Raw genomic sequence first — 16,739 nt, forward strand, 5'->3', positions numbered from 1 at the left:
CACAATGCGGCATTGGTTGAAGAAACCAACGCAGCGATTGAACAAACCGAAGGTCAAGCCGCAGAGCTGGACCGGATTGTTGATGTGTTTGTGACGACAGGATCGGGTTCGCCAACTCATGCCGAACGGCCTCAAACACAGAGCCGACCCACCCAATCCCCAGTTCGCGCAGAAAAGCCAGTAACAGGCATTAAGGCATTGCAGCAAAAAGTGACGACGGCCGCAAAATCTTACCTGTCAAAAGGTAATGCAGCGGTTGCAACTGATGAGGAGTGGCAAGAGTTTTAAGAGTACTTGCCTAACGCGAATTAAGAACGGGGCGGCCATGTGGTCGCCCTTTTTGCATTTTGGGCATATGAGCAAACAAAAGTGCCCGACCAATGGCCGGGCACTATATCCAAGCTCACGAAGGAAAGGGGGAGTGAGCTCAGGATGATGTCATCTAGGTAGGTGGCATCATTATTTTAACATGATTTTTATAATCATATTAAAATCCATTTGCAAGCCCCAATTGAATTTGCTTCACAACGTTCTATTTGTGTTGAACAAGGGGGCATGAAAATTGTGAAATCATTCAAACGTACATTATGGCTTAGCGCTGGTTTGCTCTGTGTGGGCCTGGGTTTTGTTGGGGCATTTTTGCCCCTATTGCCCACAACACCGTTTATGCTTTTGGCGGTGTTCTGTTTTGCGCGCAGTTCAAAAAGGCTTCACAATTGGCTGGTGGAGCATCCCCAGTTTGGCCCACCAATTAAAGCGTGGAACGAACACGGCGCGATTGCATCTGGCGTCAAACGAATCGCCATTGCATCTATGCTGGTCGTCTTCGCGATAAGCTTTTTGTTCGGTTTGCCTTCCCATATTTTGCTTATTCAGTTCTTTGTGCTTACTGCTGTGGCCACTTTTATTCTTACACGCCCCTCTGTGTAATTCCGCAATGCGGAATGGCATTCCACTTTCTTGACTTGATGTGTGATTTGTTTATGCTCTCGGGCAAATAACAAGGAGTATGATCATGTCACAAAACTACATTCAATTTGGCCGTCTTAAAGTCGCGCAGCAACTTGCTGATTTGGTGTCCAATGATGTGCTTGATGGTTTGGACTTCAAGCCGGAGCAAATTTGGGATGCGTTTGACAAGATCATCAACACCCTTGGTCCGCGCAACCGCGATCTGTTGGCACTTCGTGAAGAACTGCAGAGCAAAATCGATAAATGGCATGTTGATCATGCAGGGCAGCAAATCGACCAAGATGAATATAAAGCCTTTTTGAAAGATATCGGCTATTTGGTTGAAGAGGGCGCAGACTTCTCCATTCAAACCCAAAATGTCGATCCAGAAATCGCCAGCCTCGCCGGTCCCCAATTGGTGGTGCCAGTGATGAATGCGCGCTTTGCATTAAACGCAGCAAACGCCCGATGGGGCAGTCTTTATGATGCGCTATACGGAACAGACGTTGTTCCAACCGATGGGGAATTAGCCGCAGGCAAAGCATACAATGCGATGCGCGGCGACGCGGTGATTGCTCAAGCTGTCAAATTTCTAGACGAAGCTGCTCCACTGCAAGGCGCTAGCCATAAGGACGTAACAGATTACGAGACATCTGGCGCTTCGCTAACGGCAAAGCTGAGCAATGGGCAATCTGTCGAACTGGTAAAACCAGAACAATTTGTCGGCACCCGCGACATTGATGGCGCGCGCAGCATTCTGATTAAAAATAACGGGCTTCACTTTGAAATCATAATAGATAAATCAGATCCAATTGGCAGCCAAAGCGGTGCTGGCGTTAAGGACATTAATGTCGAATCTGCACTCACAGCGATCCAAGATTGTGAAGACTCCGTCGCCGCAGTGGACGCCGAAGATAAAGCAATTGTTTATGGCAATTGGCTTGGTTTGATGAAAGCAAATCTGACGTCCGAATTTATGAAGGGCAGCAAGAAAATGGTGCGCGCGCTTAATCCAGATTTGGAATTTGCCGGATCTAGCGGGCAATCCATTTCTTTGGCGGGACGTAGTTTGTTGTTGGTTCGCAATGTCGGACATTTAATGACGATTGATGCGGTTTTGGATCAGGACGGGAATGAAGTCCCAGAAGGTATGCTCGACGCTCTCATCACGGTGCTTTGCGCTATGCATGACCTGAAGAAAGACAGCGGCATCCGCAATTCGCGCCATGGTTCCATCTACATCGTGAAACCAAAAATGCATGGGCCAGATGAAGTGAAGCTGGCTAACGACCTATTCAATATGGTTGAGGATGCTCTTGGGCTTGATCGAAACACGATCAAAATCGGTGTGATGGACGAAGAACGTCGCACAACGGTGAACCTAAAAGAATGTATCCGCGCGGTAAAGGACCGGATTGTTTTCATCAACACGGGGTTCCTTGATCGCACAGGCGATGAAATTCATACGTCGATGAAAGCAGGGCCGGTATTGCCCAAGGCAGCCATAAAAGCCGAACCATGGTTGTCTGCATACGAGGATTGGAATGTGGATACCGGACTGGAAACAGGTTTTTCTGGCAACGCGCAAATCGGCAAGGGCATGTGGGCCATGCCGGACGAAATGGCTAAAATGGTCGCGGCAAAAATAGAGCATCTTGAAGCGGGTGCCAACTGCGCCTGGGTGCCGTCGCCAACCGCTGCGACGCTTCATGCGATGCACTACCATCAACTCAACGTATTTGATCGCCAAAAAGAACTGGCAACCCGCCCGAAGGCAAGCTTGACCGACATTCTAACGCCTCCACTAATGGGCGGTAAGAACCTCTCTTCGGATGAGGTAACTGCGGAACTAGAAAACAATGCCCAGGGCATTCTTGGGTATGTCGTACGCTGGGTCGAGCATGGTGTTGGCTGTTCAAAAGTGCCCGATATTCATGATGTTGGCTTAATGGAAGATCGTGCAACATTGCGGATTTCGTCCCAGCACATCGCCAATTGGTTGGAACATGGTCTTGTCAGTGAAGATCAAGTAATGGCGGCCATGAAGAAAATGGCGAAAATTGTTGATGCGCAAAATGCAAATGACTCGAACTATAGACCAATGGCTGCAAATTTTGATGCCTCAATCGCATTCGCTGCAGCGTGTGACCTTGTCTTTAAGGGTGTAAATCAGCCTTCCGGTTACACAGAGCCAATTTTGCACGCACGCCGCAAACAGGCAAAAGCATCCGCGTAACTGATGGAAAAGCAGCTTTCTAGCAAGGTAGGCAAGGGCAGCGTTCAATCACTTAATCGGGCGCTTGGACTGCTGCAGCTGTTGTCTGAGTATTCCGATGGATTGCCACTATCGGAGCTTGCGCCGTTGGCAGAGTTGGCACCTTCAACGGCTCATCGCTTACTCTCAAGCCTACAAGCGCTTGACTTTGTTAGCTTCGAGACTGAAAGCAACAAATGGTTTGTCGGCGTGGCGGCTTTTCGCGTTGGTGCAGGATATCTGAGGCGTCGCGATCACATCGCGACTGCCCGCGAAATGATGCGCCAACTTGTTCGCCAGACAGGTGAAACTTCCAACCTCGCTGTGATCAGAAACCGTTCGCTCACTTTCGTCGGGCAAATTGAGTGCGAAGAGGCCATGCGCATGGCGGTTCCCCTTGGTGCGCGCGGGCCTTTGCATGCAAGTGCGGTGGGCAAGTCCATTTTGGCGTTTATGAGTCAACAAGAACAAGCCGATATTCTGGCGAACATTGACTATCCTGCACTGACATCAAAGTCTCATCAAAATGCGAGCGCCTTGAAAAAGGATCTGATGCAGGTGAGGGCGCTTGGATTTGCAATGGATGATGAAGAGCAATCGGATGGGCTAAGATGTATTGGCGCGCCAATTTTTGATGAATTTGGCGAACCTATTTTTGCGGTTTCGATTTCGGGACCTACCGTTCGGGTAACGACGCAGCGTGTTAACGATTTAGCGCAACATGTAAAAGTCGCTGCCGGAGACATAACGGATAGAATTGGCGGCATTGTGCCCGCAGACTATTCGTAACTTCACGCAAATGTGTGCGCAACGCGTTCACTTTTCTTCAAGTGTGGCAAATTCGCAGTGTTTTTTGAAATAAACTTCATGTAAACACGCATTGTTCGTTGGAAATGGAGCGTTTTGCTCCGCCTTTTCGTTAGAGTGAGTATGATCAAGAAATTCGACCGTCGTAAATTTTTGGCCTTGGGCACAACTGCCGCTGCCACCTCAGTTCTTGCTGCATGTGGGGTATCAGGTTCTGCGGGCGTGCGCGCTGCGTCGTTCCGCGACCAACAACGTGCTGATTTAATGCGCTATGCGGCGATTGATGATGGCGAGTTCACAATTCCAGCTATCCCTGGCAATCGCATTGACCGCCAATTTTGGCGTCAAATCGTTGATGATCCATTTGGCGAAGTACCGGGCACTCTTGTGGTGGATACACCCAATCGGTTCCTATATCTGACCATGCAAGACAACAAGGCATTGCGTGTTGGCATCGGCGTCGGCAAACAAGGCTTTACATGGTCTGGCCGCGCAACTGTGCAACTCAAGCGCCGTTGGCCTACTTGGACACCACCACGCGAAATGATCGAGCGGACACCTGAACTTGAAAAATGGGCAAAAGGCCAACCTCCGGGTTTGGACAACCCATTGGGCGCGCGCGCACTTTATATTTTTCAAAATGGTCGCGACACGCTTTATCGCATCCATGGTTCACCTGAATGGTGGTCTATTGGCACAGCGGCTTCTTCTGGTTGTATCCGCCTAACCAACCATGACATTATTGATCTCTTTGAGCGGGTGCCGAACGGTTCACCGATTGTCGTGATCTCCGACAACCGGTTTTCTCTCGATAACCTGGCCTAATTAGAACATATCGCCGGGCCTATTCATCGGCCCGGTGGTGTTTTAAAAATGTGGACGCGGTCTGCATAATTTCGGGGTCGGTTTCTAAAACCAACTTGTCATCGCGTCCCTTATATTCAATAGCCGACAATACCTTTTGGATAATTGCGATCCGCGCCCGGCGTTTGTCGTTGGAACGGATGATGGTCCAGGGCGCGTGCTCTGTGTCGGTACGTATCAACATCTGATTTCGTGCAGTTGTGTATTGATCCCACATGCCGAGTGCTTTGTGATCGACCGGGCTTAGTTTCCATTGCTTGAGCGGGTTATGACGGCGGTCATGAAACCGTTTCAATTGCATCTCCTGCCCGATATTGAGCCAAAATTTGAAGAAGTGGATGCCTTCATCCACAATCATACGCTCAAAATGGGGCGCTTCACTCAAAAACCGTTCAGTCTGTTCCGCAGTGCAAAAGCCCATAACAGGCTCAACGACTGCGCGATTATACCAAGAACGATCATAAAGGATTTGCTCACCCGCAGTTGGCAAATGTTTGGCATATCGTTGAAAATACCACTGCCCCTGTTCTCTTTCAGTTGGTTTTGAAAGAGCAATCGTGCGGTTATGTCTTGGGTTCAAATAGTTGAGGTAACGCCGGATTGAACCGCCTTTGCCTGCCGCATCGCGACCTTCAAACAGCATGGAGACCCGGCCATCTGTTGTTTGCAGGTGCGTTTGCAATTTTACCAACTCGATTTGCAGCGCCAATAGTGTTTCTTCGTAGGTGTCGCGGTCTAGCTTCTTTTCGTACGGGAAATTGCCACTTTGAAACGCATCTTTGTCGATCTCTTTTGGGAGCTTGGGATTGTCTAGGTCAAATGCCGCTATTTTATCGCCCATTACGCTATGTCTTTCCTCAAGAATGTCATCTTAGTTGGTTGATTGTGTTCTGATTTGAACGATGAGGTCAAACCATAGTCTTTTAAGCTTCATAATTAGCCAGTACCAAATGTCGCTTCAAATATGATATGGCTGGCAACCAACCTTACATAAAGCAATGATCGATATGGAATCTGATTTAAATTTAGCTGAAGAATATCGTAACCCAAGGGGCTGGCGCGACCGCTTTTATGCAGCGCGTTGGGTGCTTGCTACATCCATTCTTGTATTTGCGGGTCTTTACTTCACCAACAGACTAACCGGCATCGATGCATTGCTGGCTTGTTTGCTTATTTTTCTTGCGGCCATCGCTGTGCCACGTCGGGCGCGCACTAGGCGCAATGAGTTACCCATGGCGCAAAAAATCAACATTTGGCCGGATACCTCAATCAAGCGTTTTGCAGACACGGTCTCAGATCCTTGCGTTATTGTCGATCGTCGCGCCATTTTGCGTTATCGCAATAATGCCGCAGCTGGCGAATTTCCGGCATCAACGGTTGGCGACCCGCTCGCGTTTTCATTGCGTAATCCCGCTTTGCTCAATGCCGTTGATCAAGCCATTTCAAACGATGAACGCGTTACAGGGGAGTTTCATCAATCTATCCCTTCGGACAATTGGTATCGCATTTCGGTTACGCCACTTGAGCCCAAAAAACCAAATGTTGGACCCACCAAGCGGTCTGAGCTGTTGGTGGTAACCATCGTCAATGAGACCAATCAAAGAAAGCATGATCAAATGCGTGCTGACTTTGTCGCCAACGCCAGCCATGAGCTGCGGACCCCGCTTACTTCGCTCATTGGCTTTTTGGATACATTGCGCGGCCCCGCAGCCAATGATGAAGTCGCCCGTGAAAAGTTTATGGGCATTATGCACGCCCAAGCTGAACGTATGTCGCGCCTGATCGATGATCTGTTGTCTTTGTCTAGAATTGAACTGCGCCAACATATGAGGCCAACTTCAAAAGTCGATATCGCAGCGATCACCAGAGAAGCAATCGAATTGCTGCAACCCCAAGCCCAAGAATCACATGTGGAAGTTCAGTTTGACAACCAACTGGAGCAAAATCAGGTAACAGGTGATCGCAACGAATTAATGCAGGTCATGACCAACTTAGTTGAAAACGCGATCAAATATGGAGCGACCGGCAAAGTTGTAAATGTGACGATCAGCGACTGCACGACAAAACCGAACCAAAGCGTGCTTGTTGAAGTGGCGGATAAAGGTCAAGGCATTCCAGCGGAACATGTTCCACGGCTGACAGAGCGATTCTATCGTGTGGATGCAGAAACTTCTCGTCGCAAAAAGGGTACAGGCCTTGGTCTGGCTATCGTGAAGCACATTATTGGACGCCACCGCGGTGAACTTCTCATCAGCTCCGTTGTTGGAGAGGGAACTGTCGTCAGCGTATGCCTTCCATGACAAAATGTAACACAGAATCTGTTTGTCCACAGCTAGCATGAAGTTTTATTCAATTAATTCAATGACTTAATCTGTCATCTAATTGTCATTTAAGTGACATAAAACAATTGGGTCGCGGCCATATTGTGCGCCCAGTCCGGTCAGCCAAGTCAGCAAAATGTTGCAAGACGAGGTGGAATAACCGGCGGTTTATTTGACGTTTCGAATGTGAGCTTTGAAAGGCAGACATCATGAAATTCGCCCATTTTGCAAGTACTGCAGCTATTCTTGTTGCAAGCACGTTGGTAGCAACAGGTGCGCAAGCACGCGACCAAATCTCAATTGTTGGTTCATCAACAGTATTTCCTTTCGCTACAGCAGTTGCTGAGCGTTTCGGCCAAACATCAGATTTCGCTACACCAGTTGTTGAATCAACTGGTTCAGGCGGTGGCTTGAAGCTTTTCTGTGAGGGGGTTGGCGAAGGTACGCCAGACATCACTAATGCTTCTCGTCGCATTAAGAATAAAGAAATCGACAAATGTGGCGCCAACGGCGTAACACCTGTTGAGGTTAAAGTTGGTTTTGACGGTATCGTTCTTGCGAACTCAAAATCTGGCGCTTCTTTGAACATCTCGCGCGAACAAATCTTCATGGCGTTGGCTAAAAACGTTGTTGTTGATGGCGCAGTTGTTGCGAACCCATATACAACTTGGTCAGAAATTGATCCTTCTCTTCCAGCTGAAACAATCGAAGTGTTGGGCCCACCACCAACATCTGGCACACGCGATGCGTTTGTTGAACTTGTGATGGAAAAAGCTTGCCAAGAAGGCATCGAAGAAGATGCATGTTCGCAAATCCGTGAAGATGGCTCATTCATCGACGCTGGTGAAAACGACAACTTGATCGTTCAAAAGCTTGAAGCTAATCCATCTGCTTTCGGTATCTTCGGTTTTTCATTCCTTGACCAAAACGCTGACAAAATCAAAGGCGCAGTGGTTGATGGTGTTGATCCAACATTCGAAGCAATTGCTGGTGGCGACTATCCTGTTTCGCGCTCACTATACTTCTACGTGAAAAAAGAACATGTAGGCGTTGTACCTGGCATCATGGAATATGTTGGCGAGTTCACCAATGACAATGCTTGGGGTGACGAAGGTTACCTTACTGAAAAAGGCTTGATCCCGCTTCCAGCGGCTGATCGCGCAAAATTCAAAGCAGATGCTGAAGGTCTAGTAGCTGCTCAAAAGATGTAAACATCTTTTAAATACCGCGCCGCCCCGGCTTTACTCGGGGCGGTGTTTATGCTCGATGAGAGTGAACGAATTGGGGAATGTGACGTGCAAATTTGGCTTACACTACTTGTCGTCATTGTTGCCGGAAGCGGTTTATTTTACGCTGGACGCAGCCGCGCCGTCGCGGTGACCAATGGCAACGCAACTCTTCTCCATTCAAACCCTAGTTTTCATGGCGGTATGTTGCTTATTCTAGGGATGCTGCCCGCAGCTGCTGTTTTGCTGGTTTGGGTCTTCTCATCTAAATATTTTGCTGACGCTTCCGTCGCTTCGGGTTTAGGACAGGAATTCACAGCGCTCAGCGAACTCGAACAAGGCGCATTTTTACGCCGTGCATACGGCTTCTCCCAAAGTCAAAATATTGGCGATGTTTCAAATTTGGAACTGATGGCGATCGAGGCCTACCGTTCATTTTATTCAAGCGCCGTTCTGTTTGTCCAACTTGTGCTCGCTGTTCTTGTACTTGGCGGCGGCTATTTGGGCTGGCGTCGTATTCGCACCGATTTGCGTGCCCGCCAGTTTGTTGAAGGCGCAGTCTCAATCGCCCTGGTTGCAGCATCTGGTGTCGCCATTCTCACAACAATCGGCATTGTCTTGTCATTGATTTTTGAGAGCATCAATTTTTTCCAAAAAGTGCCGTTCTTTGACTTTTTGTTTGGCACCCATTGGAGCCCCCAAAGTGCATTTGAAGGTGTTGGATCAGAAGCGACAGACCGAAATTCTGAGGTTTTTGGCGCGATCCCCATTTTCGCCGGTACACTACTGATCACGACCATCGCAATTTTGGTCGCTGCGCCAATCGGCTTAATGTCAGCGATTTATCTCTCTGATTACGCGAGCCCGCGTGTGCGTGCCATCGCTAAGCCAATGCTTGAGATTTTGGCGGGTATTCCAACTGTTGTTTACGGGTTTTTCGCCGCTCTTACAGTAGCGCCATTTCTTCGCCAATCCGGGGAATCAATCGGCTTGTCCGTTTCCTCAGAAAGTGCGTTGGCCGCTGGGTTGGTGATGGGCATTATGATCATCCCATTCGTGTCGTCTCTATCTGACGATGTGATCAATGCGGTTCCGCAGAGCTTGCGGGATGGCTCCGCTGGCTTGGGCGCGACGAAGTCCGAAACAATTCGCCGGGTCATTTTGCCTGCGGCATTGCCCGGCATTGTGTCCGCTTTGATGCTGGCAATTTCACGCGCGATTGGTGAAACCATGATTGTGGTGATGGCCGCTGGCCTGTCCGCAAATTTAACAGCGAACCCGCTCGAAGCCGTGACGACAGTTACCGTGCAAATCGTAACCCTGTTGGTCGGCGATCAAGAATTCGACAGCGCGAAAACACTCGCCGCATTCGCCCTTGGCCTTGTGTTGTTCTGCGTAACTTTGATGCTAAACATTGTCGCCCTGCGCGTCATCCAGAAATATCGAGAGCAATATGACTGATATGACAGGCAGCGCCGTGCAACAATTTACATCTGTTCACACCTCAAACGAAGCGCGCGAGCGCTTGGCAAAACGTTATCGGACTGAAGGCAACTTCAAATGGATAGGGCGTGCCGCAATCGGTGTGTCTGTTGCGTTCTTGCTTTTGCTTTTATCCTCTGTGGTTTCCCAAGGATTGCCAGCGTTCACGTTTAATTTCGTCAGCATGCCATTTGAGGTCACCGCAGCGCGTTTAGGCACTGATGGATCAGATGAGAGAGCTTTGAAAGATGCTGATTATGACAGCATTATTCGAGATGCGATCCGCTCAGAGTTTCCAGAAGTTACATCTCGAAACGGTAAGCGCGCATTAGGCGGCATCTTATCTTCGGGGTCTTCCGTTTATCTGCGCCAACAGGTTTTGGATAATCCCGCTGTTGTCGGTACGGGCGAGCGTCTTGAAGTACCAATTTCGGATTTTGCTGATCTTTATCTAAAAGGGCAAATCACCGATAGCGTCTATACAGATGGGGCAAGCGATTTAAAAATTGAAGCGCAAGATGATGGATATCGTTTAATAGCAGATGGTCCAGCATTTGCCGATTTGCTTGGCGCTGCAAAAATTGCACTCGCGTCGCAAGCGGCGACCCTTCGTGTGGAACAAGCCGGTGCGCTTCGGTCCCAGAGCAAACTAGAAGGCGATATTAGTGCGCTACAAGAACGCATTCCAAATACGGATGATCTCACCACTAAAGATCGTCTGGAAAAGACACTTGCGAAAACAGAAACCAATTTGGGTGTGCTGCTAAAACGTATCGAAAGACTGCAAGACCAAGCAGCGGCTTTGGACGAACGTGTGGCGAATAAAGGCTTGGGTGAAACACTTACCGACACCATGCCGTCCGGTTTGATTTATCTTGCACAAGGCGTGTTGAAACTAACATCTGTCACCACAAATACAGCTACTGCGACGGCCTATTTCCCGGTTCAAGAGGATTTAACTGAGTTGGCGTCGGGTACGTGGAAATTGCGGACAATGGATGTTGTCGAATCCAACCGAAAATTTTCAGACCAAGAGATAGTATGGACCGACAAGCTCGTTGATTTGGGCTATGTGCGCTCCGGTTTTAACTCAATCTTTTTCACACGCGGCGCTAGCCGAGAGCCAGAAATGGCGGGTGTTTTGGGCGCGGCAATCGGTTCCGCATTGACCCTTATCATAACGCTGGCCCTTTCGTTCCCGCTTGGTGTTGCTGCTGCAATTTACCTTGAAGAGTTTGCGCCAAAGAACCGATGGACGACTTTGATTGAAGTCAACATCAACAATTTGGCTGCGGTGCCTTCGATTGTGTTTGGTTTGCTTGGCCTCGCGGTGTTCCTCAACTATTTCCATCTTGATCGATCTGCCCCCTATGTTGGCGGTATGGTGTTGGCTCTCATGACATTGCCCACAATCATCATTGCCTCTCGGGCGGCGTTGCGTGCAGTACCGCCTTCTATTCGGGAAGCGGCGTTGGGCATTGGCGCTTCACGTTTGCAAACCGTAACACACCATGTTTTGCCGTTAGCCATGCCCGGTATTCTGACCGGCACGATCATTGGTATGGCCCAAGCGCTTGGTGAAACCGCACCGCTTTTGATGATCGGTATGGTGGCGTTTGTGGTGGATGTGCCAACGACATTTAGCGACCCATCAACTGTTCTACCTGTGCAGATCTTCATGTGGGCAGACTTTCCAGAACCGGCATTTCAACAACGTACATCGGCAGCCATTATGGTGCTGCTGGCGTTTTTGATTGCCATGAACGCCATTGCAGTTGTGCTGCGTAAACGATTTGAGCGTCGCTGGTAAAGCCAGTGTTTGCCCTTAATTTTAGAGGTTCGAAATGAGTGTAGCGACCGATATCTTGCAGCCAAATGTGCAAACAGGCGATGAGACCATCAAGATGGCCGGCAGAAATGTCTGTGTTCACTATGGTGAAAAACAGGCCCTTTTTGACGTTGATCTGGACATTGTTGCCAACCAAGTGATCTCGTTGATCGGCCCATCTGGTTGCGGCAAGTCAACTTTTTTGCGTTGCCTAAATCGCATGAACGACACCATCGATATTTGTAAAGTGTCTGGTCAAATCAATCTTGAAGACCAAGACATTTATGACAAATCTATCGATGTGGTAGAGTTGCGTGCGCGGGTTGGAATGGTTTTTCAAAAACCAAACCCGTTCCCGAAATCGATCTATGAGAATGTGGCTTATGGCCCTCGTATTCATGGCATGACCCGCTCAAAAGACGAGCTTGATGAGTTGGTAACATCTTCACTTCGTCGTGCAGGACTTTGGGAAGAAGTTAAAGACCGCTTGGACCAGCCAGGTACTGGCCTTTCTGGCGGTCAACAACAACGGGTTTGTATTGCGCGTGCGATTGCAACAAAACCTGAGGTTCTTTTGATGGATGAACCTTGTTCCGCACTTGATCCGATCGCGACCGCGATTATTGAAGAATTGATCGACGAGTTGCGTGAAAACTTTACCATCGTAATTGTGACCCACTCTATGCAGCAAGCTGCGCGGGTGAGTCAAAAAACAGCATTTTTTCACCTCGGAAAATTGATCGAGGAAGGTCCGACGGAGCAGATTTTTACAAATCCGCATCATAAGAAAACCCAAGATTATATCACGGGTCGGATCGGTTAAATTAGCGGCGAAAGGGCAAGAAAATGGCCAACGCAACGAACGAACATATTGTATCTTCTTACGAAGAAGAGCTTACAGAACTGACCCGTGCGATTTCTGAAATGGGCGGCATGGTAGAAGTTGCGATTTCGAATGCAACTCAAGCGCTAATCCGGGTCGACCACGATCTAGCAAAACAAACATCAAAGGGCGATAAAGCCGTTGATGATATGCAGCGCTATATCGATGAGAAAGCGGTTTCAATGATCGCTCGCCGACAGCCTATGGCTGGAGATTTGCGTCATATCGTTTCTGCAATTCATGTTGCAACTGATTTGGAGCGGGTAGGGGATATCGCGAAAAACTTGGCCCGTCGCGTAAAACATATTGATAGCCAACGCATTTCCAAGCAGCTTTACAATGGCATCCGGCACATGTCGGACCTGACATTGAGCCAAATTAAGCGCTCCATCGATAGCTTTACAACGCGAGATGCCGAAATTGCGCTGGATGTTTGCCGCCGCGACGACGAAGTGGACGCTTTGTATGTCTCTCTATTCCGGGAATTTTTGACCTATATGATGGAAGATCCGCGCAACATTACAGACTGTGCGCACCTTTTGTTTTGTGCCAAAAACCTCGAACGCGCCGGTGATCATGCCACCAATATCGCGGAGGCCGCCTATTATCTCAAGACCGGCGAAAACCTCTATTACGATGTTGAATCTGGCAAAGTGCAGCTGAATTAGCGTTTTAGAGCGTTGTTCTAAGGCTTGCTTCAATTCTAAATGGAATATCGATTATGGCTCCCTTCATTTTAATCGTTGAGGACGAGGCCGACCTAGCGGTTATGCTTCGCTATAATTTGGAAGCAGAAGGCTACCGTGTTGCCGCAGTTGAAAGTGGCGATGAGGCGACCTTGCAATTGCAAGAAGAACTGCCAGATTTGATCCTGTTGGATTGGATGTTGCCAGGGCTGTCTGGAATTGAATTGTGCCGGCGTTGGCGTTCGCACGAAGAAACGTCCCGGGTGCCCATCATTATGATGACGGCGCGTGGTGAAGAAGAAGAGCGTGTGCGTGGTCTTGCAACTGGCGCAGACGATTATGTCGTGAAGCCATTTTCGGTTCCCGAATTGCTGGCCCGGGTGAAAGCTCATTTGCGTCGCGCGAACCCCACCCTTATGTCCAATAGCTTGAAGTCTGGCGATATTGAGCTAGATCGCGAAACTCATAGGGTTCGTCGGTTGGGCAAAGAAGTACATCTTGGCCCAACCGAATATCGTTTGCTTGAATATCTCATGCAAAGCCCTGGCCGCGTATATAGTCGCGAGCAACTGTTGGATGGCGTTTGGGGGCATGACGTATATGTTGATGAACGCACCGTTGATGTGCATGTGGGCCGTTTGCGCAAAGCAATCAATCGCGGAAAATCCAAAGACCCCATTCGCACAGTACGCGGTGCTGGTTATTCATTTGACGAAAAGTTTGCCACGTCTGCATAATGGACTGGGGGCATCGCGCTGCCCAAAAAATAAGCAGCGCCGGGGTTTTGAAATTCAAGATTGTTTAACACGAGGGTGATCTGCCCAAGCTGGCATTGTCGCCATATATTCAAGTGTCTCGGCTTCTGCTTGAGCGCGAGGGCTTCCTTTGTTGACCTGCCAGCCAACCATGCGCTCGAAACGTGTGTCAAAGTCTTGTAACTGGCCGTCCTCATCGACACAATGCTGGCAATATATCCCTGTTTCCATCGGCATTCCGCAACTTTGGCATTTCTCATCCATTGTTTGGTTCCTCATTGTTAGATTGCTTGGAAAGATTTGAGTGCAATGCGCCTAGTAAGCTGATCAGCGCAGTTTGGTCTTTTTGAGAAAGCAGTTCGCCAGCGGATGCTAGCTGATTTAAGTCGAGAACAGTTTGGGCCTCCCGTAACGCGAGCTGCCCCTCCTTTGTCAGCCAAATCAGAAATCTGCGGCCGTCATTAGGTTCTCTTTGCCTTTCGATATAGGCTTTTGCGCAGAGATGCTCGACCATCTCGCTAAGAGTTGACTGAGCACGGTCAAAATGTACTGATAACTCAGAAAGTGTCATAGGGCCGGTCATCGCCAGGTGGCTTAAGAAGCCAACGGTTGTGGGTGATAGCCGATGACGTTTATCACGTACGCGCCGAACTGAACGGGCATAGATTTCGCGATAAAGTAGTTCGAACTCTTTGGCAAAAGCTTGAGATTTATGGTCTGTCATGACCCAACGGTATGCGACGAAAACTATTTCGTAAATCCCGAAGTGTTTTTTCTTCGGCAGACATAGTCGATACCCAGACAACCAAAAAAGCCGTCCAATGGGCGGCCTTGTTGTTAAGTCAGATCATAAGCGCTTTGCTGACAAGGGCGGATTTATCAACATACTTTGACACATCGACACCGTTTTCGAACAGAGCCTCTCTGAGTTCGTCTTCTGTCAATGCTTCTACGTCGCCTTGAGACATCTTCAGGAAGTTCATTTTCTGCTTGAAGGGGGGATTTGTTTCTCCGAAAAAGCTTTGATTTTTGAAGTTGAATTCCTCAGAATATTTACGCATAAAATGGGCGAGAAACGTGTTGACGCTCAGCCTAACACGCGGGTCGTCGGTCATCTGATCTGTTGAACTATTTAATGTTTCCAGCATGAGCTGCGACCAACGCCGTGCCCCTTTGTCGTTCATCAATTGAATGGCGTTGTGAGTGTGATGAAAGCTGAGCCGAAATTCCGCACCATGATAATATGGTCCGCCGCCCATCACGTCGATCCACATTGCAGCTTGGGTGTTGATGTGATGGTTGATGCCACCGACCCGCGCAAAAACGGATGTAAACCAATCCTCATCTGCAAACACGCGTTCGTAAAAGTTCTCGACAATATTTACAATTGCGCTTTGGCCAAGAACTGAAAACAGTTGCCAAAATTGGATGGGTTTAGACGCATCACTGGATGCGTTCAACGACACAATTTGCGCTATCCGATGGGCGTCCTTGGGCAATAGCTTCTTTTCAACCGCCGATTGAATATAGGCGCTCTGAATTTTTTCAGACATATATCCGTGGCGCGTCGGGTGTTTGGGGTAGCTAATATTTGTCAAGATGTCGCCTTTCACTCTTGGGAGCTTCCACTGCCTAAAAGTACAAGTGGTACACTTCAAAATTGAACCTATCGTTCCAACGCCTCTATCTATGTATCAACGTGGAGAAATTCAATCGGCGGGTATTTGCACAAAAAAATGATAGGCCCATCCGTCCACAAAAAAGCCGTCCAATGGACGGCCTTGTTGTTAGTTCAAACCGTGGATAGCGCTTAGCTTTTCCGACGACGATCCAATTGATGGTAAGCACGTTTGGAGTGAAATTCGCAATAAGGTTTTCCCTCATCTGAATCTCGACCACAAAAATGAAAATCATCATTTAGTGGATCGCCAATTGGCCATTTGCACGTGACTTCATTGAGTTGCAAAAGCGTGACGCGTTCTTCAACTGGAATAAAGATCTCAGACTCTTGAGCAATGGCTAGTTCAACATTTGCATCAGTTTCCGCTGACATCTGCAACGCATTCGCGCCAGAAACAGGTGCATGTACTGTACGACGTCTAGGTGCGCTAGATGTTGTACCACTAACAGAACCGCCCGAAGGTCGTCTGGGGGTGGATGCAGTCGACGTCGCTCTTGGTTTACGCGCACGAGGTGCTGAGGGTGCAGGTTTTGCGCGGCCAGACAATTTAAGACGGTGAACTTTTCCGATAACAGCGTTACGTGTAACACCTTCACCGAGTTCTCCAGCAATTTGGCTTGCGCTAAGACCTTCCATCCATAGTTTTTTCAAAGTAGCTACGCGTTCATCAGTCCACGCCATGAAGATCCTCCGCAATTAGGGCCAGATAGAATCCTATACCCTGCCAAAAAAGGAGCTTTTGGCAAAAATACCATCCATCGTATGTTAAGGTAGGTCCGCCACACGACATATCGTGCCCCTACAGCTATGCACTTTACCGGATTGGCCGAATCTATGACAAGGGGGACAAAAACTTATCCTCTTAAAATATTGCTAATTTTTTGTAATTGGTCACCAATATGTCACCAATTTCCGTCAGATTGACAAATTGGGCCAACAAAAGGCATAAACAATCCTGTAAAGACGTGCATCGTGATAAGCGGGCGCGTCTTATTGCTTCT

At 48.6% G+C, this 16,739-nt stretch carries 16 protein-coding genes and 1 pseudogene; 12 read left to right on the forward strand and 5 right to left on the reverse strand.

Going from position 1 to position 16,739, the window contains the following annotated elements; translation table 11 throughout:
• The 5 genes and pseudogenes from ACSHWX_RS04430 to ACSHWX_RS04450 all read left to right on the forward strand — a co-directional run.
• Positions 1 to 288: pseudogene (locus tag ACSHWX_RS04430) on the forward strand (hypothetical protein); the annotation flags it as partial.
• Positions 289 to 564: 276 nt separating this feature from the next.
• Positions 565 to 930: a YbaN family protein gene (locus ACSHWX_RS04435; protein WP_435666982.1), complete on the forward strand. Its 366-nt coding sequence runs from the start codon at positions 565 to 567 to the stop codon at positions 928 to 930.
• Between the two features lie 85 nt (positions 931 to 1,015).
• On the forward strand, positions 1,016 to 3,187 hold the full coding sequence (locus ACSHWX_RS04440; protein ID WP_435666983.1) for a malate synthase G: 2,172 nt from the start codon (positions 1,016 to 1,018) through the stop codon (positions 3,185 to 3,187).
• A gap of 3 nt (positions 3,188 to 3,190) precedes the next feature.
• A complete protein-coding gene (locus ACSHWX_RS04445; RefSeq protein ID WP_435666984.1) occupies positions 3,191 to 3,994 on the forward strand; it encodes an IclR family transcriptional regulator in 804 nt (267 codons plus the stop codon).
• 141 nt (positions 3,995 to 4,135) lie between these two features.
• On the forward strand, positions 4,136 to 4,837 hold the full coding sequence (locus tag ACSHWX_RS04450; RefSeq protein WP_435666985.1) for a L,D-transpeptidase: 702 nt from the start codon (positions 4,136 to 4,138) through the stop codon (positions 4,835 to 4,837).
• 19 nt (positions 4,838 to 4,856) lie between these two features.
• Here the strand turns inward: ACSHWX_RS04450 and ppk2 are convergent, their stop codons facing one another.
• Positions 4,857 to 5,717 carry a polyphosphate kinase 2 gene (gene ppk2 / locus ACSHWX_RS04455; RefSeq protein ID WP_435666986.1) on the reverse strand — a complete coding sequence of 287 codons (861 nt, stop codon included), beginning with the start codon at positions 5,715 to 5,717 and terminating at the stop codon, positions 4,857 to 4,859.
• A 166-nt stretch (positions 5,718 to 5,883) separates the two neighbouring features.
• On the opposite strand from ppk2, the gene ACSHWX_RS04460 reads away from it, so the two are divergent.
• The 7 genes from ACSHWX_RS04460 to phoB all read left to right on the forward strand — a co-directional run bounded on the left by ACSHWX_RS04460 (position 5,884) and on the right by phoB (position 14,039).
• Positions 5,884 to 7,176 (forward strand): sensor histidine kinase, encoded by a 1,293-nt coding sequence (locus ACSHWX_RS04460; protein ID WP_435666987.1) that lies wholly within the window; start codon positions 5,884 to 5,886, stop codon positions 7,174 to 7,176.
• 230 nt (positions 7,177 to 7,406) lie between these two features.
• Positions 7,407 to 8,408, forward strand: coding sequence for a PstS family phosphate ABC transporter substrate-binding protein (locus tag ACSHWX_RS04465; protein ID WP_435666988.1), 1,002 nt, complete (start codon positions 7,407 to 7,409; stop codon positions 8,406 to 8,408).
• 48 nt (positions 8,409 to 8,456) lie between these two features.
• Positions 8,457 to 9,884, forward strand: a complete 1,428-nt coding sequence (pstC, locus tag ACSHWX_RS04470) for a phosphate ABC transporter permease subunit PstC (protein WP_435666989.1) — start codon at positions 8,457 to 8,459, stop codon at positions 9,882 to 9,884.
• A complete protein-coding gene (pstA, locus tag ACSHWX_RS04475) occupies positions 9,877 to 11,715 on the forward strand; it encodes a phosphate ABC transporter permease PstA (RefSeq protein WP_435666990.1) in 1,839 nt (612 codons plus the stop codon). The genes pstC and pstA overlap by 8 nt, the downstream gene beginning before the upstream one ends.
• 34 nt (positions 11,716 to 11,749) lie before the next feature.
• Entirely contained in the window at positions 11,750 to 12,556 is an 807-nt protein-coding gene (gene pstB, locus ACSHWX_RS04480; RefSeq protein ID WP_435666991.1) for a phosphate ABC transporter ATP-binding protein PstB, read from the forward strand.
• 23 nt (positions 12,557 to 12,579) lie between these two features.
• Positions 12,580 to 13,284, forward strand: coding sequence for a phosphate signaling complex protein PhoU (phoU, locus tag ACSHWX_RS04485; protein ID WP_435666992.1), 705 nt, complete (start codon positions 12,580 to 12,582; stop codon positions 13,282 to 13,284).
• Between the two features lie 53 nt (positions 13,285 to 13,337).
• Positions 13,338 to 14,039, forward strand: coding sequence for a phosphate regulon transcriptional regulator PhoB (phoB, locus tag ACSHWX_RS04490; RefSeq protein WP_435666993.1), 702 nt, complete (start codon positions 13,338 to 13,340; stop codon positions 14,037 to 14,039).
• Positions 14,040 to 14,093: 54 nt separating this feature from the next.
• Here phoB and ACSHWX_RS04495 read toward each other — a convergent pair whose 3' ends face one another.
• From ACSHWX_RS04495 to ACSHWX_RS04510, 4 genes are all read right to left on the reverse strand, one after another.
• Positions 14,094 to 14,321: a hypothetical protein gene (locus ACSHWX_RS04495; protein ID WP_435666994.1), complete on the reverse strand. Its 228-nt coding sequence runs from the start codon at positions 14,319 to 14,321 to the stop codon at positions 14,094 to 14,096.
• Positions 14,314 to 14,781 carry a MarR family winged helix-turn-helix transcriptional regulator gene (locus ACSHWX_RS04500; protein ID WP_435666995.1) on the reverse strand — a complete coding sequence of 156 codons (468 nt, stop codon included), beginning with the start codon at positions 14,779 to 14,781 and terminating at the stop codon, positions 14,314 to 14,316. Before ACSHWX_RS04500 ends, ACSHWX_RS04495 begins: the two co-directional genes overlap by 8 nt.
• 118 nt (positions 14,782 to 14,899) lie before the next feature.
• Entirely contained in the window at positions 14,900 to 15,655 is a 756-nt protein-coding gene (locus ACSHWX_RS04505; protein ID WP_435666996.1) for a hypothetical protein, read from the reverse strand.
• A gap of 212 nt (positions 15,656 to 15,867) precedes the next feature.
• Positions 15,868 to 16,419: a GcrA family cell cycle regulator gene (locus ACSHWX_RS04510; RefSeq protein ID WP_435666997.1), complete on the reverse strand. Its 552-nt coding sequence runs from the start codon at positions 16,417 to 16,419 to the stop codon at positions 15,868 to 15,870.
• Positions 16,420 to 16,739: the final 320 nt, after the last annotated feature.

It is taken from the genome of Maritalea sp. (assembly GCF_051251695.1).
Lineage (GTDB): Bacteria > Pseudomonadota > Alphaproteobacteria > Rhizobiales > Devosiaceae > Maritalea.